General features: G+C 60.6%; 15 protein-coding genes and 2 rRNA genes. 5 read left to right on the top strand and 12 right to left on the bottom strand.

The features are described 5' to 3' along the window. Window positions 1–17: 17 nt before the first annotated feature. The 4 genes from CupriaWKF_RS22330 to CupriaWKF_RS22315 form a co-directional block, all read right to left on the bottom strand. Window positions 18–2898: ribosomal RNA gene (locus tag CupriaWKF_RS22330) — 23S ribosomal RNA — on the bottom strand. A 336-nt stretch (window positions 2899–3234) separates the two neighbouring features. After that, window positions 3235–4766, bottom strand: a 16S ribosomal RNA gene (locus CupriaWKF_RS22325). Together the 16S and 23S rRNA genes form the textbook arrangement of a ribosomal RNA operon. A gap of 523 nt (window positions 4767–5289) precedes the next feature. Continuing rightward, entirely contained in the window at window positions 5290–5631 is a 342-nt protein-coding gene (locus CupriaWKF_RS22320; RefSeq protein ID WP_276102924.1) for a zinc ribbon domain-containing protein YjdM, read from the bottom strand. Window positions 5632–5799: 168 nt separating this feature from the next. Continuing rightward, window positions 5800–6321 carry a universal stress protein gene (locus CupriaWKF_RS22315; RefSeq protein ID WP_276102923.1) on the bottom strand — a complete coding sequence of 174 codons (522 nt, stop codon included), beginning with the start codon at window positions 6319–6321 and terminating at the stop codon, window positions 5800–5802. Between the two features lie 287 nt (window positions 6322–6608). Here CupriaWKF_RS22315 and CupriaWKF_RS22310 point away from each other — a divergent pair, with 287 nt between their 5' ends. Further along, window positions 6609–8576, top strand: a complete 1968-nt coding sequence (locus tag CupriaWKF_RS22310) for an APC family permease (protein WP_276103164.1) — start codon at window positions 6609–6611, stop codon at window positions 8574–8576. A 100-nt stretch (window positions 8577–8676) separates the two neighbouring features. On the opposite strand, the gene CupriaWKF_RS22305 is transcribed toward CupriaWKF_RS22310, so the two are convergent. The 5 genes from CupriaWKF_RS22305 to CupriaWKF_RS22285 all read right to left on the bottom strand — a co-directional run bounded on the left by CupriaWKF_RS22305 (window position 8677) and on the right by CupriaWKF_RS22285 (window position 13501). Continuing rightward, the gene (locus CupriaWKF_RS22305; RefSeq protein ID WP_276102922.1) at window positions 8677–10980 is read right to left on the bottom strand and encodes a xanthine dehydrogenase family protein molybdopterin-binding subunit; all 2304 of its coding nucleotides are present in this window, start codon (window positions 10978–10980) and stop codon (window positions 8677–8679) included. Next, complete coding sequence (locus tag CupriaWKF_RS22300; RefSeq protein WP_276102921.1) at window positions 10977–11444, bottom strand: (2Fe-2S)-binding protein; 468 nt, start codon at window positions 11442–11444, stop codon at window positions 10977–10979. Before CupriaWKF_RS22300 ends, CupriaWKF_RS22305 begins: the two co-directional genes overlap by 4 nt. 94 nt (window positions 11445–11538) lie before the next feature. After that, window positions 11539–11865: a hypothetical protein gene (locus CupriaWKF_RS22295; RefSeq protein WP_276102920.1), complete on the bottom strand. Its 327-nt coding sequence runs from the start codon at window positions 11863–11865 to the stop codon at window positions 11539–11541. A 170-nt stretch (window positions 11866–12035) separates the two neighbouring features. Next, a complete protein-coding gene (locus CupriaWKF_RS22290) occupies window positions 12036–12920 on the bottom strand; it encodes a CapA family protein (RefSeq protein ID WP_276102919.1) in 885 nt (294 codons plus the stop codon). Between the two features lie 137 nt (window positions 12921–13057). Beyond that, complete coding sequence (locus CupriaWKF_RS22285) at window positions 13058–13501, bottom strand: hypothetical protein (RefSeq protein WP_276102918.1); 444 nt, start codon at window positions 13499–13501, stop codon at window positions 13058–13060. Between the two features lie 392 nt (window positions 13502–13893). Here CupriaWKF_RS22285 and CupriaWKF_RS22280 point away from each other — a divergent pair, with 392 nt between their 5' ends. Continuing rightward, on the top strand, window positions 13894–14955 hold the full coding sequence (locus CupriaWKF_RS22280) for a patatin-like phospholipase family protein (RefSeq protein WP_276102917.1): 1062 nt from the start codon (window positions 13894–13896) through the stop codon (window positions 14953–14955). 47 nt (window positions 14956–15002) lie between these two features. Here the strand turns inward: CupriaWKF_RS22280 and CupriaWKF_RS22275 are convergent, their stop codons facing one another. The 3 genes from CupriaWKF_RS22275 to CupriaWKF_RS22265 form a co-directional block, all read right to left on the bottom strand. After that, window positions 15003–15845 carry an alpha/beta hydrolase gene (locus tag CupriaWKF_RS22275; RefSeq protein WP_276102916.1) on the bottom strand — a complete coding sequence of 281 codons (843 nt, stop codon included), beginning with the start codon at window positions 15843–15845 and terminating at the stop codon, window positions 15003–15005. After that, the gene (locus CupriaWKF_RS22270; RefSeq protein ID WP_276103163.1) at window positions 15842–17992 is read right to left on the bottom strand and encodes a sigma-54-dependent Fis family transcriptional regulator; all 2151 of its coding nucleotides are present in this window, start codon (window positions 17990–17992) and stop codon (window positions 15842–15844) included. The genes CupriaWKF_RS22275 and CupriaWKF_RS22270 overlap by 4 nt, the downstream gene beginning before the upstream one ends. A gap of 178 nt (window positions 17993–18170) precedes the next feature. After that, complete coding sequence (locus CupriaWKF_RS22265) at window positions 18171–18710, bottom strand: lecithin retinol acyltransferase family protein (RefSeq protein ID WP_276102915.1); 540 nt, start codon at window positions 18708–18710, stop codon at window positions 18171–18173. 426 nt (window positions 18711–19136) lie between these two features. Between CupriaWKF_RS22265 and CupriaWKF_RS22260 the strand changes: the two genes are divergently transcribed. The 3 genes from CupriaWKF_RS22260 to CupriaWKF_RS22250 are packed head-to-tail and all read left to right on the top strand — an operon-like array spanning window position 19137 to window position 24150. Beyond that, window positions 19137–21281 (top strand): hydantoinase/oxoprolinase family protein, encoded by a 2145-nt coding sequence (locus CupriaWKF_RS22260; RefSeq protein ID WP_276102914.1) that lies wholly within the window; start codon window positions 19137–19139, stop codon window positions 21279–21281. An 11-nt stretch (window positions 21282–21292) separates the two neighbouring features. Beyond that, entirely contained in the window at window positions 21293–23617 is a 2325-nt protein-coding gene (locus CupriaWKF_RS22255; protein WP_276102913.1) for a hydantoinase B/oxoprolinase family protein, read from the top strand. Window positions 23618–23640: 23 nt separating this feature from the next. Next, entirely contained in the window at window positions 23641–24150 is a 510-nt protein-coding gene (locus CupriaWKF_RS22250; RefSeq protein WP_276102912.1) for an acetone carboxylase subunit gamma, read from the top strand. Window positions 24151–24218: the final 68 nt, after the last annotated feature.

Below are 24218 nucleotides of genomic sequence, written 5' to 3'. Positions count from 1 at the left end.
TAAAACACACTGGTTATAGGATCAAGCCTTACGGGCAATTAGTACTGGTTAGCTTAACGCATTACTGCGCTTCCACACCCAGCCTATCAACGTCCTGGTCTCGAACGACCCTTCAAGGCGGTCAAGCCGCCAGGGAATCCTCATCTTCAGGCGAGTTTCCCGCTTAGATGCTTTCAGCGGTTATCTCTTCCGTACATAGCTACCCTGCGATGCCTCTGGCGAGACAACAGGTACACCAGCGGTACGTCCACTCCGGTCCTCTCGTACTAGGAGCAGCCCCCGTCAAGATTCCAACGCCCACGGCAGATAGGGACCAAACTGTCTCACGACGTTTTAAACCCAGCTCACGTACCTCTTTAAATGGCGAACAGCCATACCCTTGGGACCGGCTACAGCCCCAGGATGAGATGAGCCGACATCGAGGTGCCAAACACCGCCGTCGATATGAACTCTTGGGCGGTATCAGCCTGTTATCCCCAGAGTACCTTTTATCCGTTGAGCGATGGCCCTTCCATTCAGAACCACCGGATCACTATGTCCTGCTTTCGCACCTGCTCGACTTGTCGGTCTCGCAGTTAAGCACGCTTTTGCCATTGCACTTTAGGTACGATGTCCGACCGTACCAAGCGTACCTTCGAACTCCTCCGTTACACTTTGGGAGGAGACCGCCCCAGTCAAACTGCCTACCATGCACTGTCCCCGACCCGGATTCACGGGCCAAGGTTAGAACCTCAAACAAACCAGGGTGGTATTTCAAGGACGGCTCCACGTGAACTAGCGTCCACGCTTCAAAGCCTCCCACCTATCCTACACAGATCGGTTCAAAGTCCAATGCAAAGCTACAGTAAAGGTTCATGGGGTCTTTCCGTCTAGCCGCGGGGAGATTGCATCATCACAAACACTTCAACTTCGCTGAGTCTCGGGAGGAGACAGTGTGGCCATCGTTACGCCATTCGTGCAGGTCGGAACTTACCCGACAAGGAATTTCGCTACCTTAGGACCGTTATAGTTACGGCCGCCGTTTACCGGGACTTCAATCAAGAGCTTGCACCCCATCATTTAATCTTCCGGCACCGGGCAGGCGTCACACCCTATACGTCCACTTTCGTGTTTGCAGAGTGCTGTGTTTTTATTAAACAGTCGCAGCCACCATTTTATTGCAACCCCTTCACCCTTCTGGCGCAGGCCAGTCAAGCTACCAGGGCGTACCTTATCCCGAAGTTACGGTACCAATTTGCCGAGTTCCTTCTCCCGAGTTCTCTCAAGCGCCTTAGAATACTCATCTCGCCCACCTGTGTCGGTTTGCGGTACGGTCTCGTATGACTGAAGCTTAGAGGCTTTTCTTGGAACCACTTCCAATTGCTTCGCAGCATAAAGCCGCTCGCCCCATAGCCTTGAATTGCGCGCCCGGATTTGCCTAAGCGCCTTCTCCACTACAGGGACCGGGACTTCCAACACCCGGACAACCTTCCGCGATCCGTCCCCCCATCGCATCATACGACGGTGCAGGAATATTAACCTGCTTCCCATCAGCTACGCATCTCTGCCTCGCCTTAGGGGCCGACTCACCCTACGCCGATGAACGTTGCGTAGGAAACCTTGGGCTTACGGCGAGGGGGCCTTTCACCCCCTTTATCGCTACTCATGTCAGCATTCGCACTTCCGATACCTCCAGCATCCTTTACAAGACACCTTCACAGGCTTACGGAACGCTCTCCTACCACGCACATTGCTGTGCGTCCGCAGCTTCGGTGACTGGCTTAGCCCCGTTACATCTTCCGCGCAGGACGACTCGATCAGTGAGCTATTACGCTTTCTTTAAAGGGTGGCTGCTTCTAAGCCAACCTCCTGACTGTTTTAGCCTTCCCACTTCGTTTCCCACTTAGCCAATCTTGGGGACCTTAGCTGGCGGTCTGGGTTGTTTCCCTCTTGACACCGGACGTTAGCACCCGATGTCTGTCTCCCGTGATTGCACTCTTCGGTATTCGGAGTTTGCTATGGCGGGGTAATCAGCAATAGACCCCCCAACCATGACAGTGCTCTACCCCCGAAGGTGACACACGAGGCACTACCTAAATAGTTTTCGGAGAGAACCAGCTATTTCCAGATTTGTTTAGCCTTTCACCCCTATCCACAGCTCATCCCCTAACTTTTCAACGTTAGTGGGTTCGGTCCTCCAGTACGTGTTACCGCACCTTCAACCTGGCCATGGATAGATCATCTGGTTTCGGGTCTACACCCAGCGACTCATCGCCCTGTTCGGACTCGCTTTCGCTACGCCTGCCCTAATCGGTTAAGCTCGCCACTGAATGTAAGTCGCTGACCCATTATACAAAAGGTACGCCGTCACCCGTTTCCAGGCTCCGACTGTTTGTATGCATGCGGTTTCAGGATCTATTTCACTCCCCTCCCGGGGTTCTTTTCGCCTTTCCCTCACGGTACTGGTTCACTATCGGTCGATCACGAGTATTTAGCCTTGGAGGATGGTCCCCCCATCTTCAGACAGGATTTCACGTGTCCCGCCCTACTTGTCGTACACCTAGTTCCACAACGCTGTTTTCGCATACAGGGCTATCACCTGCTATGGCCGGGCTTTCCATCCCGTTCTGCTAACAACACTGCTAAAGAGTACAAGGCTCTTCCCATTTCGTTCGCCACTACTTTGGGAATCTCGGTTGATTTCTGTTCCTGCAGCTACTTAGATGTTTCAGTTCGCCGCGTTCGCTTCGCTGACCTATGTATTCAGCCAGCGATGACCCATACGGGCCGGGTTTCCCCATTCGGACATCTCCGGATCAAAGCTCGTTTGCCAGCTCCCCGAAGCTTTTCGCAGGCTACCGCGTCCTTCATCGCCTGTGATCGCCAAGGCATCCACCACATGCACTTGTTCGCTTGACCCTATAACGAGTGTGTCTCAGTGAGACCTTCGCTACAGGTGAGTTCTCGCATTTGTGCCGTATTCCAAGTCATCTTTCGATCACTTAAATACTTTGGTTGATACAATCACAACCCGGTATCGCGTTGGTACTGCAGCGTCTCATCAACGCTCGCGCGACACCTTTACTACATCCCATATTGTTAAAGAACAGCCGATCCGCAGGTCAGACCCGCGATCGCTTGGCAAATGCCAAATGCAAGCGCTCAGATTTAAGCGCTTGCATTTGGCTTCAGCCCAGGCTGAAACCACAAACAAACCGATAAGTGTGAACGCTCGACTTGGGATGCACACTCTGGAAAGGAGGTGATCCAGCCGCACCTTCCGATACGGCTACCTTGTTACGACTTCACCCCAGTCATGAACCCTGCCGTGGTAATCGCCCTCCTTGCGGTTAGGCTAACTACTTCTGGCAAAACCCACTCCCATGGTGTGACGGGCGGTGTGTACAAGACCCGGGAACGTATTCACCGCGGCATGCTGATCCGCGATTACTAGCGATTCCAGCTTCACGTAGTCGAGTTGCAGACTACGATCCGGACTACGATGCGTTTTCTGGGATTAGCTCCCCCTCGCGGGTTGGCAACCCTCTGTACGCACCATTGTATGACGTGTGAAGCCCTACCCATAAGGGCCATGAGGACTTGACGTCATCCCCACCTTCCTCCGGTTTGTCACCGGCAGTCTCTCTAGAGTGCTCTTGCGTAGCAACTAGAGACAAGGGTTGCGCTCGTTGCGGGACTTAACCCAACATCTCACGACACGAGCTGACGACAGCCATGCAGCACCTGTGTCCACTTTCCCTTTCGGGCACCTAATGCATCTCTGCTTCGTTAGTGGCATGTCAAGGGTAGGTAAGGTTTTTCGCGTTGCATCGAATTAATCCACATCATCCACCGCTTGTGCGGGTCCCCGTCAATTCCTTTGAGTTTTAATCTTGCGACCGTACTCCCCAGGCGGTCAACTTCACGCGTTAGCTACGTTACTGAAGAAATGAATCCCCAACAACTAGTTGACATCGTTTAGGGCGTGGACTACCAGGGTATCTAATCCTGTTTGCTCCCCACGCTTTCGTGCATGAGCGTCAGTCACGTCCCAGGGGGCTGCCTTCGCCATCGGTATTCCTCCACATCTCTACGCATTTCACTGCTACACGTGGAATTCTACCCCCCTCTGACGCACTCTAGCCTGACAGTCACAAGCGCCATTCCCAGGTTAAGCCCGGGGATTTCACGCCTGTCTTATCAAACCGCCTGCGCACGCTTTACGCCCAGTAATTCCGATTAACGCTCGCACCCTACGTATTACCGCGGCTGCTGGCACGTAGTTAGCCGGTGCTTATTCTTCCGGTACCGTCATCCCCCCGCCGTATTAGGGCAGAGGATTTCTTTCCGGACAAAAGTGCTTTACAACCCGAAGGCCTTCTTCACACACGCGGCATTGCTGGATCAGGGTTGCCCCCATTGTCCAAAATTCCCCACTGCTGCCTCCCGTAGGAGTCTGGGCCGTGTCTCAGTCCCAGTGTGGCTGATCGTCCTCTCAGACCAGCTACTGATCGTCGCCTTGGTGGGCCTTTACCCCACCAACTAGCTAATCAGACATCGGCCGCTCCTATCGCGCGAGGCCTTACGGTCCCCCGCTTTCACCCTCGGGTCGTATGCGGTATTAGCTAATCTTTCGACTAGTTATCCCCCACGACAGGGCACGTTCCGATGTATTACTCACCCGTTCGCCACTCGCCGCCAGGCCGAAGCCCGCGCTGCCGTTCGACTTGCATGTGTAAGGCATGCCGCCAGCGTTCAATCTGAGCCAGGATCAAACTCTTCAGTTCAATCTCTGTGTGGACCCGAAGGCCCTCGCTCTTTCGAGCGGTCGCTCACTCTCAGAAAACTGACTGACCAGATCCGAAAATCCAGTCACGTTTTGCTGTGCGAGCACTGATAACTTTTGAGCTAAAAGACCGAAGTCTTTCGCATCCGTCATCAAGCGCCCACACTTATCGGTTGTCTGTTTGTTAAAGAACTTCGCAATCGGCTTTGCCGTTTTGCGTCGCTGCTTTTTCGTCAGCAGCGAAGAAGCAAGACTATAAAGAACTTTCAGCGATTATGCAAGCATTTCTGAGAAATTCTTCATTCTGGAAAGCGGCTCGTTTTTGAGTTGCTGCCAGGAAGTCTTCGCCCGCTACGCGGTCCTCTGCGAGCGGGGAGCGAATACTAATGCCGCCGCGGCCAATTTGCAAGTTCTTTTCAAACAGACCTCCGGAAGTATCTCGTTCGGCACTTAATATACTCCCTTCCCTAAGCGCTACTGCCCGGGGCAGGCATCGCTGCCAGCCAGGGGCACCGCTGCCTTCGTCACACCTTCCTGACGAACTCCGATTTCAGGCTCATGGCACCGAAGCCATCGATCTTGCAATCGATATCGTGGTCACCGCCGACCAGCCGGATGTTCTTTACCTTGGTGCCCATCTTGATCACGCCGGCCGATCCCTTCAGCTTGAGATCCTTGATCACCGTGACGGTATCCCCGTCCTGCAATACGTTGCCCGCTGAATCGCGATAAACCGTGACTTCCGCTTCGGCCAGCGCCACGGCCTGCGCCGACCACTCATGAGCGCATTCCGGGCAGATATAGAGACCCCCATCTTCATAGGTGAACTCGGAATGACATTTCGGGCAGGAGGGTAGAGCGCTCATGGGTAATTCTTGGGTGCGTGGCGAAAGTCGAAAGTATACTGCCCGGTCCGACGGACAGACTACATTGCGAAGTCACCGGCTGGGCATCTCATAGAAAAGGCTTGCGCACCAAAAGGCACACCCCGCGCGCAACTGCGGCAGCCGCTCACCGAACGATTGCGCCCTGGATCAATACGCCGCTGGATAAACGACAAGTTGAGGACGGGGATGCTGACGCGGCGATGCCGCAGGCCGTGGAAGATCGATCGTGCCCGCGGCGCGGGAAGACTTCACAACCGTCACGGGCACGGACGTCCTGCGCATGACCTTCGCGGGCAGCCCGCCCCCAATGCAGGCCTTGATCTGCGACCAGAGGCTCGCACCCATCACAATACTGTCGCACTGGGTCGACGCCGCCGCGCTGGCAATCGTTCTTGCGGCATTTCCCAAGCCGATGATCGCGCTATAGCGCACGCCGGAATCCTCAAGGATCTCGCAAGCCCGCGAGAGCGCGGACTCGCCTTGACGGCATTCGTACTCCCTTAGCTCGGCAAACGAATGAAATGCGCTCGCCCGACTGCGTTCAAGAGGGGCTTGCACGTTCAGCAGTACCACCTCGGAAATGCTGCCTTCCCGGAACAGGAACGCGGCATGTCGCACCGCCGCTAAGGCACACTCCGAACCGTCTACCGGTACAAGTATCTTGATCATGTTCTGACCTTCATCCTGTTGCGAAACCTGGAGGCGACGAGACAACCTCCAATTACCCTGACTTAAGAGTACGCAAGGGGCCGTACGACCTGCGTCAAAAAGTATCCGCCGGGGATAAAGATCCCATAAAAATTCTCCTGCATTGCTCCTCCAGCGCTTTGCTTGCTTGGGCCGACGTCCCCGCGCGCCTACAGTAGTCGCAGGACTGAATGTGCCCTCCCTGGCTCATGACATGCCGGTACTGCGTTCAGCCCGCCTCTCGTGGCTCGCTGGCTAGGGGAACGACTATGGCGCAACCATCCAGATGGTGGACTTACCTGGCCGGCAAGCCGCTTGACCCTCTCGCGCCCGCCACGCGCCATGCCATTGCGGTAGCCCCCGTGCTCGCCTGGGTCGGGCTCGGCGCGGACGGCCTGTCCTCCTCCTGCTACGGGCCGGAGGAAGCGTTCCTGGCACTCGGAAGCCATACACCGCTGGCCATCTTCCTTGCGCTTGCCACGGCCACCACGGTTTTCATCATTGCGGTCGGCTACAACCAGGTCATCGAGTTGTTTCCCACCGGCGGAGGTGGCTATCGCGTCGCCACAGCATTGCTGGGGCCCCGTCCCGGGCTTGTTTCGGGAGCTGCGCTGCTGGTCGATTACGTTCTGACCGTGGCGACGTCCCTTGCCAGCAGTGTCGATGCGTTTTATAGCCTGCTGCCGCTCGGTGCCCAGCCTTACAAGCTGACAACCGAGATTGCGATCGTCGTCATCATGACGGTACTGAACTTCCGCGGCATGAAGGAATCGATCCTTGTCCTGCTGCCCATCTTCATGGGCTTTGTCGTGCTGCATTTCGGGCTTATCGTGTATGGCGTCGTTGCCCATGCCGGCAACCTCGGCCGCGTGGTGCCCGATGCCGCCAGCGAGGCATCGACGATCTCCCAGGCCCTGGGGCCCGTCGCCATGCTGGCCATTCTGATGCGAGCTTTTTCTCTGGGCGGCGGCACCTACACCGGGCTCGAGGCTGTTTCCAATAACGTGAACATGCTTGCCGAGCCTCGTGTCGCCAACGGCAAGTGGACGATGTTCTATATGGCAACATCGCTGGCCTTCACGGCTGGCGGCATCATCCTGCTGTATATGCTGTGGCATGCCGCCCCGGTCGAAGGCCAGACGCTAAACGCCGTGGTATTCGCGCACGTCATCGACAGCTTCGGCCTCGGCTCGCCGACGGCAAGCCATGCACTTCTGGCAGCCGTGCTGGCGTTCGAGGCGGGGTTGCTGCTGGTGGGCGCCCAGACCGGATTCCTGGATGGGCCCGCGGTGCTGTCGAACATGGCTGGCGACCATTGGGTTCCACGCCACTTCAGGGATCTGTCCACACGCCTGGTACGCCAGAACGGCATCATCGTAATGGGCATGGCCAGCGCCCTGATCCTGTTCTGGACGCATGGCCAGGTCGCCGTGCTTGTGGTGCTTTACAGCATCAATGTGTTCCTGACATTTAGCCTGTCCCTGCTTGGCCTGTGCATCTACTGGTGGGGCCACAAGCAGGAGCCGCGCTGGATCGTCCGATTCGGCCTGTCGTTGTTGGGCCTGACGGTTACCGCCTCGATTCTCGCTGTCACCGTGATCGAAAAGTTCACCTCTGGCGGCTGGCTTACCTTGTTGGTCACGGGCATCGTGATCGCGCTCTGCGTCCTGGTGAAGCGTCACTATATGGCGACCAGAGCGGAACTTTCCCACGCCGATGCGATGTTCGCAGGCAGCCCTCCTGCGGTTGACCCGGCGCGGATTCTGCCGCTCGACCCGGGCAAGCCAACTGCGATTGTTCTTGTGGGAAAGCATCGCGGCGTGAGCATGCATGCGCTGCTCTGGATCCAACGCCTGTTCCCCGGCCACTTCCATAACTTCATATTCCTTGCGGTTGGCGAAGTCGATGCGCAGAGCTACGAGGGCCAGGAATCGTTGCACCGTCTGCAGCATACGATTGGAGAAGCCCTGCAGTACTACGTGGCCACCTGCCAGCGGCACGGACTGGCGGCCGACTCCCGCGCGGCATTCGGGACCAACCCCGTCATGGAATTCATGCGGCTCGTGGATGGGGCGACAACAGAGTTTCCAAATAGCGTCTGCTTTGCCAGCAAACTCATCTTCCGCCACGTCAATTTCCTGACGTCATGGCTGCACAACCAGACGCCTGGCGAGATCCAGGACCGGCTGCACCTGCAGGGAAAGCAGATGGTGCTGTTACCAATGAACGTTCACTGAGCGAAAGAACAATTGGAATTCCCGCGGCGAAGCTAGCGGTCCCCTTACGCCGTCGGGCCGCCGGAGAGTCGATGAGTGGCCTCCGCCAGGAGCCCACTGCCTACACCATCGGCAGCTCCCGCACCGGTTTGCCGGTGAGCTGGGCGATGGCATACGCCACAGCCGGTCCGATCGGCGGCACGGCGATTTCACCGACCCCGCCTGGCTCGGCCGTGCTGGGCACGAGGTGGGTCTCGATCAGCGGCGACTCCGCCATCCTCAGCACCGGGTAGTCGGGGAAATTGCTCTGCACGACCTGCCCGTCCTTGATCTGGACCTGGCCGTACAGCGCCGCAGTCAGCCCGAAGATGATCCCGCTTTCCAGCTGCTGCGCAACGATGTCGGGGTTGACCACGGTGCCGCAGTCCGCGGCGCAGACAACGCGATGCACGCGCGGCTTGCCGTCCTTGAGCGATACCTCCGCTACCTGTGCCACCACCGAGCCGAACGAGTTGTGCAGCGCAAGCCCGCGCGCACGCGGTGCGCCGTCCGCGGCCGGTGCCAGCGGCTGGTTCCATCCTGCCGCCCGCGCTACGGTGTCGAGCACCATCAGCTCGCGCGGGTGCGCCTTGAGCAAGTCGCGCCGCATCGCCAGCGGATCGAGCCCGGCGGCGGCCCCCACGTCGTTCAGGAAGCCTTCCAGGAAGAAGCCAGTGTACGAGTGGCCAACGCTGCGCCAGAATCCGACCGGCACCGGCAAATCAACTGCCACGTGTGCAATGTGCTCATGCTCGATCTCGTACGGCAGGTCGAACAGGCCCTCGGCTGTGTAGCGGTCGATGCCGAGCGACGGCGCGCCGAACAGTCGCTCCAGCTCGCCGGCCAGGATCGACTGCCCGGCACTGCGCGAGGCGATGGCCGTCACCTTGCCGTTCTCGACGCGGGCCTTCAGCCGTGCGATGGCCTGCGGGCGATAGAAGTCGTGGCGGATGTCGTCCTCGCGCGACCAGATCACCTGTACCGGGCGGCCCTCTGTTTTGGTGGCGATCGACACGGCCTGGCCAATGAAGTCCGACTCCAGTCTCCGTCCGAAGCCGCCGCCAATGAGCGGAATGTCGATATGCACCTGGTCCCGGCTCACACCCGCGGCCCGTGCGGCGACCAGTTGCGCCAGCGTGGCCACCTGGGTCGGCGCCCAGAGCTGCACGCGGTCCTTCGTCACCTGCGCCGTGCAGTTGATCGGCTCCATGGCGGCATGCGCCAGGTAGGGCGCACTGTATTCCGCCTCGACGATGGTCGCGCCCGGCGCCTTGTCAAAGGCCTTCAGGCCATCGCCCAGCGAACGATAGGTGAAGCCGCCCCCGCCCTCGCCGCTGTCGAGCGCGCCGATGAGTTGTTGCCGGATGCCGGCCGAATCGAGCGTCGCATGCGGCCCCTTGTCCCAGACCGGTTCGAGCACCGCCATGGCCTGGCGTGCCTGCCAGTAGTGGTCGGCCACCACGGCCACACCCGGCGCGCCGCCCGCCATGCCGTCGAACGGCACGACATACCGCACGCCAGTCATGGCAAGCGCCGCCTTCGACTGGAAGCTCTTGAGCTTGCCGCCAAACACCGGACACATGACGACAGCCGCGTACAACATACCGGGCGGCCGCGCATCGATGGCAAAGCGTGCGCTGCCATCCGTCTTGCCCGCGATATCGTTGCGCGGCGCAGGCTTGCCAATCAGCTGGTACTGCGCAGCCGGCTTGAGCGTTACGTTCGATGGCGGCGCGATCTCGCGCGCCTTCCGCGCGACCGCGGAGAAAGGCATCTGCCTGCCGCCCGGTCCAATGAGCTGGCCTTCTTGCACCGTGACCTGTCCCGCCTGCACACCCCACTCGCGCGCCGCCGCTTCCACCAGCGTGGCGCGCGCGGTTGCGGCAGCCTCGCGCACGGGCTGCCAGCCGTCGGCCACGCTGCTGCTGCCCCCGGTGATGATGAGGCCGATCTCGCGCGCGCTCTTGGCCATGATCCAGTGCAGGGCGCGCACCCAGCTCTTGTCGGTATCGTCCGGATGCAGCGGCAGCGAGCTGTCGCCAATGACGACGACATTGCCGTAGACGCGCTCGATGGGTGATGACTCGATGCTCACCCGCGCCAGCGGAATATCGAGCTCCTCGGCGGCCAGCATGGACAGCGCGGTGTGGATGCCCTGCCCCATCTCCACGCGTGGCATGGCAAGGATGACGTTACCTTCCGGCGTGATCTTGATCCAGCCGTTCAGGGCAACCTGGCCGGACGTTTCAGGGAACGCTGCGGGATCGCCAAGCCGGCTGCGGGGCGGCATCACGCCCCAGCCCACCACCAGCGCGCCGCCAATGCCGAGTGACCCCAGCAGGAACCGGCGCCGTCCGCGGCGTGGGGTCGTTGCGCTGGTGTTCATGCGCGGCCCTCCCGCAGCGCCTTCGCTGCACGCTTGATGGCGGTGCGCACGCGCGGATACGTGCCGCAGCGGCACAGGTTGGTGATGGCCGCGTCGATGTCGGCATCGCTCGGGTCGGGCTGCCGGGCCAGCAGGTCCACCGCCGCCATCAGCATGCCCGATTGACAGTAGCCGCATTGCGGCACCTGTTCGTCGATCCAGGCCTGCTGCAGTGCGTGGCGCTTGCCCGGCGCGCTGGCCAGCCCTTCTATCGTGGTGATGCGCTTGCCGGCCACCGCCGCCACGGGCAGCACGCAGGACCGCACCGCCGCGCCATCCAGATGCACGGTGCACGCGCCGCAAGCCGCGACGCCGCAGCCGAACTTCGTGCCCGTCAGGTTCAGGTGGTCCCGCAGCACCCACAGCAAGGGGGTGGCCGGGTCGCATTCGACGCTGACCGGCTGGTGGTTAACCTCCAGATTCATCTGTTATCTCTCTGCCCTTACCGAAGTTCATGTTGGCTTGCCGCGCATGCCAGGCGCCCTGGCCCCGCTGTGGTACAGGCTCGCCGGCGATCCATTAGCCCTTCCTGAGCGACCGGCGCCGGCTCGCCTTGCGAAGGGTAGTGACATCGCCGGTCGCCAGGGCCGGGCTTTCCAATTCCCCGGATCGCATCCGCGACAGCACCCTCCTGGCATTGGTGGCGCAGTCGATTTCCTCGGGTTTCGCCTCGATCTCCGCCAAAAGCGCGACAAGGTGCGCTTTGCTTTGCGCGAGCCGCGCCTGCAGCGCCTCGATGTCCTGCACCTTGCTGCGGAGCGTTTCAATCAACGAGCCATGCTTCCACTGCGCCAGGTCGGGCGGCAGCAGCGTACGATTCTCGGGCCACGGATCCCGGGTTGTCACCGCTGCGCGCGCTGATCCTGCAGCGGCTGTCCAACGCGTGCCGCGGCTGCCGCGTCCGTCAATACCGGCGCTGGATGGCTCAGCGCGTCCACAGCCGACAGACCGGACCTTTTTCTATTTAAGCCCCCAAAGTACCGTCAAATGAAAATCAGCAATCTGCGCCATTCGGATCAGTCCCCGCTGTCCCCGCACACTGTCTTCATCCCCTGCCCTCTTTGCCAGCATGAACGGGGCCTTGGCGATACAGGGTGGGGAATGCCCTCGCGGTCGGTACGTGCCACATAGAGTTGCCAACGATGTACCCCACTCCGGTCCACTTCGAGCCGGATCAACCAACCGGTATTGTTGTCTTCGTCTTTGAAGCCGTCAAAAACAAAGTTTCCCAGGCTATAGAAAATCGGGCTTCCCTTGTATTGCTCGATGTCCTGGGTAACGTGCGGATGCCCGCCGATGACTGCGTTGGCGCCCGCGTCGATCATCGCACGTGCGAGCTGGCGCTGGCGTGCACTGGCATGATGCTCGTGCTCGATCCCCCAATGCATGAATGGTATGACGAGGTCCGCATGGTGGACGCTTCGTGCATTCCGGATGTCGGCGATCACCTGTTCATCTTCGCTCCAGGCCAGCCCAGGCGTATCGTGATCGGCTTCGAAGCCCCGCGGGAAGATTTCGTTGTAGCCAAGGAGAGCAATCCTGAGGCCGTTACGCTCGATCAGAAGCGGTGCATGTGCCTCGGCCAGGTTTCGCCCCCCTCCGAAAAATGAGATCTTTTGCGCTTCGAGAAGATCAAGCATGTCGGAAAAGGCGGCGCGGCCAAAATCGCCAGTGTGGTTGTTGGCGAGGGAGAGCGCGGTGAAATGGCCCTTCAGTACATTGACCGCATCTGGATTGGCACGAAACGTGAACGGCTTGCGCTCCGGGCGGCCCCGGCCCCTGGAGGCAATGACGCACTCAAGATTACCAATCCGGATATCCGCGGAATCCAGGATTCGTGCGAAGTACGCAAAGGGATTACGCCCCGCCTTGATGGCACCACCAGGAATCCCGTCGAGCATGATGTCGCCGACAAAGGCAAGCGAGACCACAGGGGCGGCGGGCGCGTCGTCCGCAGCGGCTTGTCCCGCGACGCCGAGGTAGAGGAGACCCGCGACAAGGAATCGCGCGATTGCACGGCCCGACGTGCCCTCCCGCACTATGCCGTCCCCGTCAGCATGCAGCTATATTGCAGTTCCCTTCCAAGAACGGGTGAATAGAGATAGTTGATACCCGTGAAGGAGCCGGTCGAGTCAGAGTGAGAAGGCGCTGCACGAGGGACGTATTTGGCCTCATGCAGCAGGATGTACCGATCCGAATCCTGGTAGTAGGTGTAGAGCTTGATGTAGGCAGTGGCCCTGGCTCCAACCATGACTGCCTTGAAACGAAAATGTCCGTCTATATCGACGGACTTCACGGAATAAGGGTCGGCAGCCTGCTTGAACTCGAAGACGCGAGGATTGCCGCCGCCTTGGCTGATTTCACAACGAAGCAGGGGTGGTCCGGCATTCGCTCCAGCAATTTGGCACGTGATGAGCGTCATCAAAGCAATAACACTTGTGCCCCAGGACGGGCGGCAATTGGGGAGGCTGGCCTGGCGCATTGGTTGGGTCTCTATCACGTGGGCTCTCGCACCGGACGAGGGCATGTTACCTCAGCAACTTTGCGTAGTCTGCAGGCTGGTCAGAGTTTCTTCGTCTTTGACCTGACCTGCCCAGACTCCTCCCGAGTGCCGCGAACACGGCCCCAGCGTGGGGATCGGCGCGCCGCCGCTCGACTACTGGCCCTGGTTGGTTGTTGGCCCTCGATCCTGGCGATTAATTGCGTTTAAGGCGTGCGGCGAGGCGAAAGCGATCTAATGAGACAGTCGCGCTCCGAAGCCAACCTCGGCGCCGGCTTGAAACGACGTCGAAATCCTGCAAGCAGGCTCTCCGGCCATTACAGTTATGAGCAGGAAAGCTGACCTCGGAGTTTGCCTGGAAAGAGGGTCGCGACATGTCTGCCAACCCGGGAACGCGCCATGCAGGTGAAGCCGATGACTTCGTGAAGCCCATCGCGCTCGCCTTGCAGGGCGGGGGCGCCCATGGCGCCTTTGCCTGGGGCGTACTTGACCGCCTGCTCGAAGACAAGCGGCTCGCCATCGAAGGCGTGAGTGCCACCAGCGCCGGCGCAATGAATGCCGTGGTACTCGCCTACGGCTTGCTCAAGGGTGGGCCGCCTGGCGCTCGCACCGCCCTGCACAACTTCTGGCATGACGTTTCCAGCACCGCGCTGATCTACAGCCCGTTCCGCAAACTGCCATGGGAGATCTGGATGCGTAGCGGCTATGGGCTCGACAGCTCGCCGATGTATCTGCTGACGGACCTGCTGCTGCGCGTACTCTCCCCTTATCAGTTCAATCCTTTCAATCTCAACCCGCTGCGCGACGTTCTTGTCCACCATGTCGATTTCGACGTCCTGAGCCGGGATTGCCCGATCCAGCTTTACCTGTGCGCCACCAATGTCGAGACCGGCAAGGTGCGCCTGTTCTCGCACGAGGAAATCTGTCTCAAGGCGGTGCTGGCCTCGGCCTGCCTGCCGTCCCTGTTCCAGGCTGTGGAGATCGACGGCCAGTACTACTGGGACGGCGGCTATGTCGGCAACCCTGCGATCTTTCCGCTGATCTATCACTGCAGCACACGAGATGTGGTGATCGTCCATATCAACCCGATCGTTCGCAAGGGCGTGCCGAAGACTGCAGCAGAGATTCTCAATCGCATTAACGAAGTCAGCTTCAACTCTTCGTTGATCCGCGAGCTTCGTGCGATCAGCTTCGTCACCACCCTCATCCAGGACGGCAAGATAGACCGGACCGAGATGAAGGAAATGCTGATCCATGCAATCCGCTCGGACCAGACCATGACGGCGCTCAGCGTGTCCAGCAAGTTCAATGCGGACTGGGACTTTCTTTGCCACCTGCGCGATCAGGGGCGCAATGAGGCCGAGCATTGGCTGGCGCAGAACTACAGTGCAATCGGCGAGCGCTGCAGTGTCGATTTGCGCAAGGAATTCCTTTAATGAGCGATGGCCCCCTCACACGGCGTTTGCTGCGTAACCACAAGACCTTATTGAGGTGTGATCCGTAGCAGCCGGTCCCACTGCTGCTCGGTAAGGCCAGACAACCAGGTATTGTGTGTCGCCTGGGGCAACACAAGTAAATCGGACGGCCCTTGGCTGGCGAGCTGCATTTGAAGTGTTAATCCCGCTTGAGGGCCGACCACCTCGTCCTGACCAGCGACCACCACGGAGGAAAGCCCGTGATAGTTCTTGAGCGCCGCACTGGAATCAAACGGGGATTTCAATAGCAGGCTGACTGGAACGAACCACATTTTCTGGGCCGCTGTTTCTCGCAGACTGCTGAACGGCGTGATGAGCACCAGCTTACCTACACTCTCAGGCATGGCAGCGGCAATTTGTGCCGCCACACCACTCCCCAAAGACTCACCCACCAGCGTCACGCGGCCAGGCCAACGCTGGGTAATCTCACGCATCAAGGCTATCGCAGAGGGAACAATGGTGGCCTGTGACGGATTGCCCGGGTTAGGGCCATACCCGGGATACTCTGCCAGGACAAGGCGGTACCTCCGGGCATTGAAGACCTTGGTCAGGCTAAGGCGCTCGAAGGCATCGCTGTCGTTTCCGTGAAAGAAAAGGGCTGTTTTCGTCGATGCGTCGACCACTGGAGGTTCCACCACAATCGCGTTCACGCCTGGAATGATCTGAGCCCCGGCATGCACGGCCTTTTCCCGCCACAGCGACGCCTCGGTTGTTGTCGGGAAGTAGATGAAGTGGTCTTGGCGCACATACACCCACACCACTATCAGGCAATAGACCAGTGCAGCAATATACAGAGTCCTTTTTAAGGTTTGCCCAACTTGCTGACGGGCGACGCCTCCTACCGGCTTCATGGCTTGTTGGGCTTGTGGGGCTTCCCGGCCGGTCGATTCATTGCGCTTTTACGCAAAGGCGAGTCCCCGGGAGAGGAAATGGGCACCGCGGGACCAATCGTGCCAGGCTCAGTCCGAATCGTGGCCAGCTTTACGTACAACGTACTCCTCGAAATACCGAGAGTCCGGGCGGCCATCGACATATTTCCGTGGGCATTCGCAATCGCGTCAAGTATCGCTTGTCTCTCCAATTCCTCAAGCCGGCCGAACGAGCCGGGTATCCGCGTCGCGGTTGATATGGGAAGTGACTCCTTTGCCGTCTGAGCGATGTTCGGGGGTAGCAGAGAAGTATCGATGGTGTTGCCCTCGCCAAGCGCAAACATCACCTCGAAGACATTCTGCAATTCACGTATGTTGCCCGGCCAACGATGGCTCACAAGCGCCTGGTGCACCGCGGGTTCAAGCTGCTTGGGCTCACAGCCGTACTTGCGCGCGAGTTGGCTGTTGAAATGCGCGATGATTGCCTCGATATCGCCAGGTCGATCGCGCAGCGGCGGCAGTGGCAGGCTGACCACGCAGAGGCGGTGGTACAAGTCTTCGCGGAAGCGCCCGGCAGCGATCTCCTTCTGCAGGTCACGGTTGGTGGCTGCGACGATGCGCACCGCGACACGCCGTTCGCGGGTATCGCCAAGTCGGACCACGACACCATCCTGCAGCACGCGCAACAGGTGTGGCTGCATATCAAGTGGCAGCTCCCCGACCTCGTCCAGGAAGAGCGTGCCCCCGTCGGCTTGCTCAAACTTCCCGGGAAGGCCACCACGGCGGGCACCTGTAAAGGCGCCTTCGGAATAGCCAAAGAGTTCGCTGGCCAGCAGTTCACGGGTAAAAGCGCCGCAATTGACGGCAACGAACGGACCGTCTGGATGGTTGCCTGCCCGATGCAGGGCTCGGGCAAAGAGCTCCTTCCCTGCGCCGGTCTCGCCCAGGATCAGTACCGGAAGATCCAGAGGGGCGATACGGCGCGCGCGTGCCTTGGTCGCCTCCAGCACCTCGCTTCGCCCTATGATTTCACCAAACGCATCGTTTCCTGCCGCGGGTGCCCTGGCTGTGACTGTGGCCGCGGGCAGCGATATCGCGGTTCGACTCTGGCGCGTCCCGAGCGGGATCACCAGCACCGTACCGAGCACGCCGTCATGGTCCTTCACTGAGTGCAGCCATTCGGGACGCAGCCATTCCGGGCGTTGGCAGGACCGATCGATTTCGGACTGTGCAAGGTTGAGTCCTGGCACCTGGCTGCCGATTTCCGAGGGCAGGCGCACTTCATAACGCTCCCGCGCCGCCTGCGCATTTCCATTCGTACGGACAATGCGCCCACGGCTGTCGACAAGCACCACGTAGTCGCTGGCGTAACGGATGAAATGATCAATGGCGCGGGTCAGCAGACGCTCATGTAGAGCAACATCGCGGCGGGCGAGTTCGCCTTCGATCTGCCTGGCGGCAGTCACTACCAGGCCCAGGGTGTGGCCATGGAAGGTTTCCTTGACGCCAGAAACATCCACGACCCCCAACAGGGTGCGACTAAAGGGGTCAAGAATTGGGGCCGCGGCGCAGGTCCAGCGCTTCACGTCCAGACAGAAATGCTCGTCGGCATGGATCTGGACCGGAGCGGCGGTGGCAATCGCGGTGCCGATGGCATTGGTGCCGATGACATCCTCGTTCCAGCAGCCACCGGTGGCCAGGTTGATCCCCTCGCCAACGCTGCGGGCCCTGGTCTCGCCATTGAGATGGAGTACGGTTCCGCCTGGGTCGCAGAGCATGATCAGCGTGCCGCATTCGCGCAGGATATCGCGCAGGCTCTCGAGTGCCGGACGCGCGGATTCGCAGAGCTCCCGGTTCTGCCGCTGCAACTGGCGGACACGTTCGGCAGCAGCCCCTGGTGCGGAGTGCCTGGCAGGGTCTACGGCCTCCGAACGACACCGCTGCCACGACGCGAGGACGACGCTGCGCACACCTGCCACTTCCAGCGGCTGGTGCTGCACAAAACGCTCCCAGGCGGAAGCCACGACGGACTCGTCGCCGATTCGGGGAATCAGGGTGCCGCAATGTGAAAACGCCATTGGACGGTCGCTCTCCAGTTGACTGGAGTAACCGTATCCGCGCGCCATCATCAAGTCAACAATCTCTTTTTAGATCAAGCATTTGTGCTTTGCAGCATGCCAATAGGGAAGTGTCCGGTTTCCGGTCATTGCTGCTTCAGGTGTCCGGAAACCGGACAGCGCGCGCCATGTTGAGAGGCCTTCCGTGCCGACTCGCCATGGGTCTTGTCCGATGCTCCAGCGCGCGGGCTCAGGAAGTGGATTGCGTTGAGTTCGCGAATGCCTGGCCCTCGCAGCCGAATCGGGACACTGCATGCAGCATGGACAGACTTCCCGAGATTGCGATCGAAAGCAGCCTGACAACTTTGAACCCGGCCGCAACCACATCGCTTGCCCAGAACCTCCATACGTCGATCTGCTCGCTGCGGCTCTCGCCATACAAGCACCACATACAGAAGTGTTCACAGTTATTCGAAATCAAGCGATAGCGATCCTCGCCGATGCGGGAGTAGGCGCGCTGCACAGCTTCCACACCCGCGAACATGGCGCCGGGACTTTGCCGGACCCAGAGCGGATGCCCATGCGCGAATTCCGCCAGCGTGACTTCGTGCACCGGGCCGCGACGTAGTGACCGCGACAGACCCGCGTAATGCACAACCTTCCCGGCTCCCGCGTAGACGCCGTGATGCGTGTACCAAAGCCGATCGGCAACGAGGTGGGCGCCGATCGCCAAGTCCGTGTCGGCATCCGCTTCGACAATCCGTCGTACTGGCTTCGCTGAATTCTTCATGGTCTTCACCGCGTCACGCTGCTATCCGCACGAGAGCCGTGCATAGCGCGTGCCAGCGCTACAAGCGACAGGCGTCGCGACACAGTGGCAAGCCAATGCCCATCGCGGCAGTGACGGGCAGGCAGGCCTGCATGTCCACGCAGGGGCGTTGGACAACCGTCAGTGCTTGGACTTCCAAACGACGGTTGCGTCGATCGCTGGCCAGAAAACGTCCGATTCCCAGACACCGCTGCTCGCGACGTCTGGAATCCGGACAGCGACAGCAGGCTCCCGGCGACCAGCGAAGTGTCCGAGGAATACCGGCAACTCGTTGATTTCAATCGTCTTGCGTGGCTGCTCCCGAGTGCCAGCCACGCCTGGCACAGGCTTTGCCATGGATGGGTTGTGGGACATCCCACCATGACGACACTAATGACAGGAGGCAGTATGCAACCGCAGTCCACAGTACAGGTGATGGGCATCGATGCCGGTGGCACGATGACCGACACATTCTTCGTGCGCTCCGATGGCCGCTTCGTGGTAGGCAAGGCGCAGAGCAATCCTGGCGACGAATCCCTTGCCATCTACAACTCTTCCGAAGATGCCCTCGCCCACTGGGATCGGACCGTAGACGACGTCTATCCCGAACTGGTGACTTGCGTCTATTCCGGTACGGCCATGCTCAACCGCATCCTCATGCGCAAGGGCCTCGCTGTCGGCCTCATCTGCAACCGCGGTTTCGAGCAGATTCATTCCATGGGCCGCGCCCTGCAGAGCTATCTGGGCTATGCATTGGAGGACCGTATCCACCTTAATACTCACCGCTACGATGAACCCCTGGTTCCCGTCTCGCGCACGCGTGGCGTCACTGAGCGAACCGACGTGCAGGGGCGGGTCGTGATCCCGCTGCGTGAGGAAGAAGTCCGCCAGGCTACGCGGGAACTGGTAGAGGCCAACGCACAAGCCATCGTCATTTGCCTGCTGCAATCCCACAAGAACGAATCGAGCGAGCAGCGCGCCCGTGACATCGTGCGCGAGGAGCTGAAAAAGCTGAAGGCGGATATCCCGGTCTTCGCCTCGGTGGATTACTACCCGTCGCGCAAGGAGAGCCACAGGATGAATACCACCATCCTCGAGGCCTACGGTGCCGAGCCTTCGCGCCAGACCTTGAAGAAGGTGAGCGACCGGTTCAAGAAGCACGGCGCCAAATTCGACCTGCGCGTGATGGCCACGCACGGCGGCACCATCAGCTGGAAGGCCAAGGAGCTCGCGCGCACGATCGTTTCCGGCCCCATCGGCGGCGTCATCGGCTCCAAGCTGCTGGGCGAGTACCTGGGCGACGAGAACATTGCCTGCTCCGACATCGGCGGCACCAGCTTCGACGTGGCCCTGATCACCAAGGGCAATTTCGCCATCAAGTCCGATCCCGACATGGCCCGTCTGGTGCTGTCCCTGCCCCTGGTGGCGATGGACTCGGTCGGCGCCGGCGCCGGCAGTTTTGTGCGCCTCGACCCCTACAGCAAATCGATCAAGCTCGGCCCCGACAGCGCCGGCTACCGCGTGGGCACCTGCTGGCCGGAAAGCGGCCTCGACACGGTGTCCGTCTCCGACTGCCATGTCGTGCTCGGCTACCTGAACCCGGACAACTTCCTGGGCGGTGCCATCAAGCTCGACGTGCAGCGCGCCCGCGACCACATCAAGGCGCAGATCGCCGACCCGCTCGGCCTGTCGGTCGAGGATGCCGCCGCCGGCGTCATCGAACTGCTCGACCTCACTCTCTCCGAGTACCTGCGCGCCAACATCAGTGCCAAGGGCTACAACCCGGCGGACTTCACCTGCTTCTCCTACGGCGGCGCCGGTCCGGTGCACACCTACGGTTACACCGAGGGTGTCGGCTTCAAGGACGTCGTCGTGCCGGCCTGGGCGGCCGGCTTCTCGGCCTTCGGCTGCGCCTGCGCCGACTTCGAGTACCGCTACGACAAGTCGGTGGACCTTGGCGTTGCGCAGCACGCGCCTGACACCGACAAGGAAGCCGCCTGCAAGAGCCTGCAGGAAGCCTGGTCTGAACTGGCCGTCAAGGTCATCGACGAATTTGTCCTCAACGGCTACAAGCCCGAGGACGTGCTGCTGATTCCCGGCTACAAGATGCAGTACATGGGCCAGCTGAATGACCTCGAGATCGTCTCGCCGGTGACCAGCGCCGCCACCGCGGCCGACTGGGACCAGATCGTCGAGGCCTTCGAGAACACCTACGGCCGCGTCTATGCGAGTTCCGCCCGCTCGCCCGAACTGGGCTTCTCGATCACCGGCGCCATCCTGCGCGGCACCGTCGTGACCCAGAAGCCGGTGCTGCCGGAAGACCCGGATGCCGGCCCGACGCCGCCTAAGGAAGCCTATCTCGGTACTCGTCCCTTCTACCGCCACAAGAAGTGGGTGGATGCCGCGCTCTGGAAGATGGAAGCCCTCAAGGCCGGCAACCACATCGTGGGTCCCGCCATCATCGAATCCGACGCCACGACCTTCGTCGTGCCCGACGGCTTCGCAACCACGATCGACAAGCACCGCCTGTTCCATCTCAAGGAAGTGAAGTAAGGAGACAAGCCATGAACATGATGAGCAATAAAGAAGTCGGCTTCGCCGACCTGCTGCAGAACGGCCAGACGCTCAAGCAGTACCGCGACGGCATCATTGACCGCACCAAGGCCACCGGCCACTACAACGGCCTCAGGAAGCTGGAATTCCGGGACAGCGACCCGATCGGCTACGAGAAGCTGTTCTCCAAGCTGCGGGGCGGCCTGGTACACGCTCGCGAAACCGCCAAGAAGATCGCCGCCAGCCCCATCGTCGAGCAGGAAGGCGAACTCTGTTTCACGCTTTACAACGCCGCCGGCGACTGCGTCCTGACCTCGACCGGGATCATCATCCACGTCGGCACCATGGGCGCGGCAATCAAGTACATGATCGAGAACAACTGGGAAGCCAACCCCGGCATCAATCCCGGCGACATGTTCACGACCAATGACTGCGCCATCGGCAACGTCCACCCCTGCGATATCGCCACCATCGTCCCGATCTTCTGGCAAGGCCGGCTGATCGGCTGGGTCGGCGGCGTCACGCACGTCATCGACACCGGCTCGGTGACGCCGGGCTCGATGTCCACCGGCCAGACCCAGCGCTTCGGCGACGGCTATATGATCACCTGCCGCAAGACCGGGGTGAACGACGAGCCGCTGCGTGACTGGCTGCACGAGTCCCAGCGCTCGGTGCGCACGCCCAAGTACTGGATCCTCGACGAAAAGACCCGCATCGCCGGCTGCCACATGATCCGCGAGCTGGTGGAGGAAGTGATCCGCGCCGACGGCATCGAAGCCTACGAGAAGTTTGCCTTCGAGGTCATCGAAGAAGGCCGCCGCGGACTGCAGAGCCGCATCAAGGCCATGACCCTGCCAGGCAAGTACCGCAAGGTCTCCTTTGTCGACGTGCCTTACAAGCATGACGACGTGCAGGTCTCCAACGCCTTCGCCAAGCTGGACTCCATCATGCACTCGCCGGTGGAGATGACCATCAGGCCGGACGGCAAGTGGCGCCTGGACTTCGAGGGCGCGAGCCGCTGGGGCTGGCACACCTTCAACGCCCATCAGGTCGCATTCACTTCCGGAATCTGGGTGATGATGTGCCAGACCCTGGTGCCCACACAGCGCATCAACGACGGCGCCTACTTCGCCACCGAGTTTCGCCTGCCAAAGGGCACCTGGTGCAATCCGGATGACCGCCGCACCGGCCACGCCTACGCCTGGCACTTCCTGGTCTCCGGCTGGGCGGCGCTGTGGCGCGGCCTGTCCCAGTCCTATTTCAGCCGTGGCTATCTGGAAGAGGTCAACGCCGGAAACGCCAACACCTCCAACTGGCTGCAGGGTGGCGGCATCAACCAGGACGGCGAGATCCACGCGGTCAACAGCTTCGAGGCCAGTTCGTGCGGCACGGGCGCCTGCGCTGTCAAGGACGGCCTCAACCACGCCGCCGCCATCTGGAACCCGGAAGGCGATATGGGCGATATCGAGATCTGGGAGATGGCAGAGCCTCTGCTCTACCTCGGCCGGAACGTCAAGGCCAACTCCGGTGGCTACGGCAAGTACCGTGGCGGTTGCGGCTTCGAGACGCTGCGCATGGTGTGGAACGCCCAGGACTGGACCATGTTCTTCATGGGCAACGGGTTCATGAACAGCGACTGGGGCATGATGGGCGGCTACCCTTCCGCCACCGGCTACCGCTTTGAGGCACACAAGACAGGGCTGGACAAGCGCATCGCCATTGGCGATTCCTTGCCTCTGGGCGGCGACATCGATCCGGGCAAGCCGGATTACGAGCGCCACATCGATGCCACTGCCGTGGTCAAGCGTGACAAGCAGTGCATCACCACCGAGGACTGCTACGCCAACCACGACCTGTACCTCAACTACCTGCGCGGGGGCCCGGGCTTCGGCGATCCGATCGATCGGGATCCGAAAGCCATCGAGGCGGACCTCAACCAGAAATTCCTGCTGCCGGAGTATGCCCAGAAGGTCTATGGCGCCGTCTTCACCCAGGACGCCAAGGGCGTGTTCACGGTCGATGCAGGCAAGACCCAGGCCCGCCGTGCCGAGATCCGCAAGGAGCGCCTGGCCCGCTCCCTGCCAACCCGCGAATGGATGAAGGAAGAGCGCGAACGCATCCTCAACAAGCACGCGTCCGTGCAGGTGCAACACATGTTTGCCACCAGCTTCGCACTGTCGGAGAAGTTCACGCGGGAATTCAAGGAATTCTGGAATCTTCCCGCGGACTGGCAGTTGCCGGAGGAAGAACTGGGCGTGCCGTCCTACGGCGCCAAGCACCGCATGGACCTCTCCCTGCTGCCCGACGTCACCACCGTCGTCCAGGTCGAAGAGTAATCACCGAATCCAGGAGCTGAACAATGTCTGCCTACACCAATGAACAGGTTGCCCACCTCGTCGAAGGTTCCCTGGACTGGGAAACCACCTTCCGCATGCTCTCGATGCCCAAGGATGACAGCCGCTTCGAGCAGTACCTGGCGGCCCTGCAAGCCAAGGTGAGCTTCCCGGACCGCATCGTGCTCCCGCTTGGCCCGCACATGTTTATCGTGCAATCGGCCGCGAGCAAGAAGTGGGTGGTCAAGTGCGACTGCGGCCACGAGTTCTGCGACTACCGCGAGAACTGGAAGCTGCATGCCTCGATCTACGTGCGCGACACCGAGGAAGCAATGACGGAGGTCTACCCCAAGCTGATGGCCCCGGACACCCAGTGGCAGGTATATCGCGAGTACTACTGCCCGGCCTGCGGCACCATGCACGACGTCGAGGCGCCCACGCCATGGTATCCGGTGATCCATGACTTCGAGCCGGACATCGAGGCCTTCTATAAGGAGTGGGTACAGCTACCGGTCCCCGAGCGCGCCGGGGACTGATCGCCGCGTGATGAGCGGGGAGCAGGTACTGCCTGTTCCCCGCGGCTTAACGATCAACGTGGGCCCAG

The organism is Cupriavidus sp. WKF15 (genome assembly GCF_029278605.1).
Taxonomy (GTDB): Bacteria; Pseudomonadota; Gammaproteobacteria; order Burkholderiales; family Burkholderiaceae; genus Cupriavidus.
The sequence above is the reverse complement of the archived record's forward strand: the minus strand, read 5'-3'. Positions and strand labels throughout refer to the sequence as shown.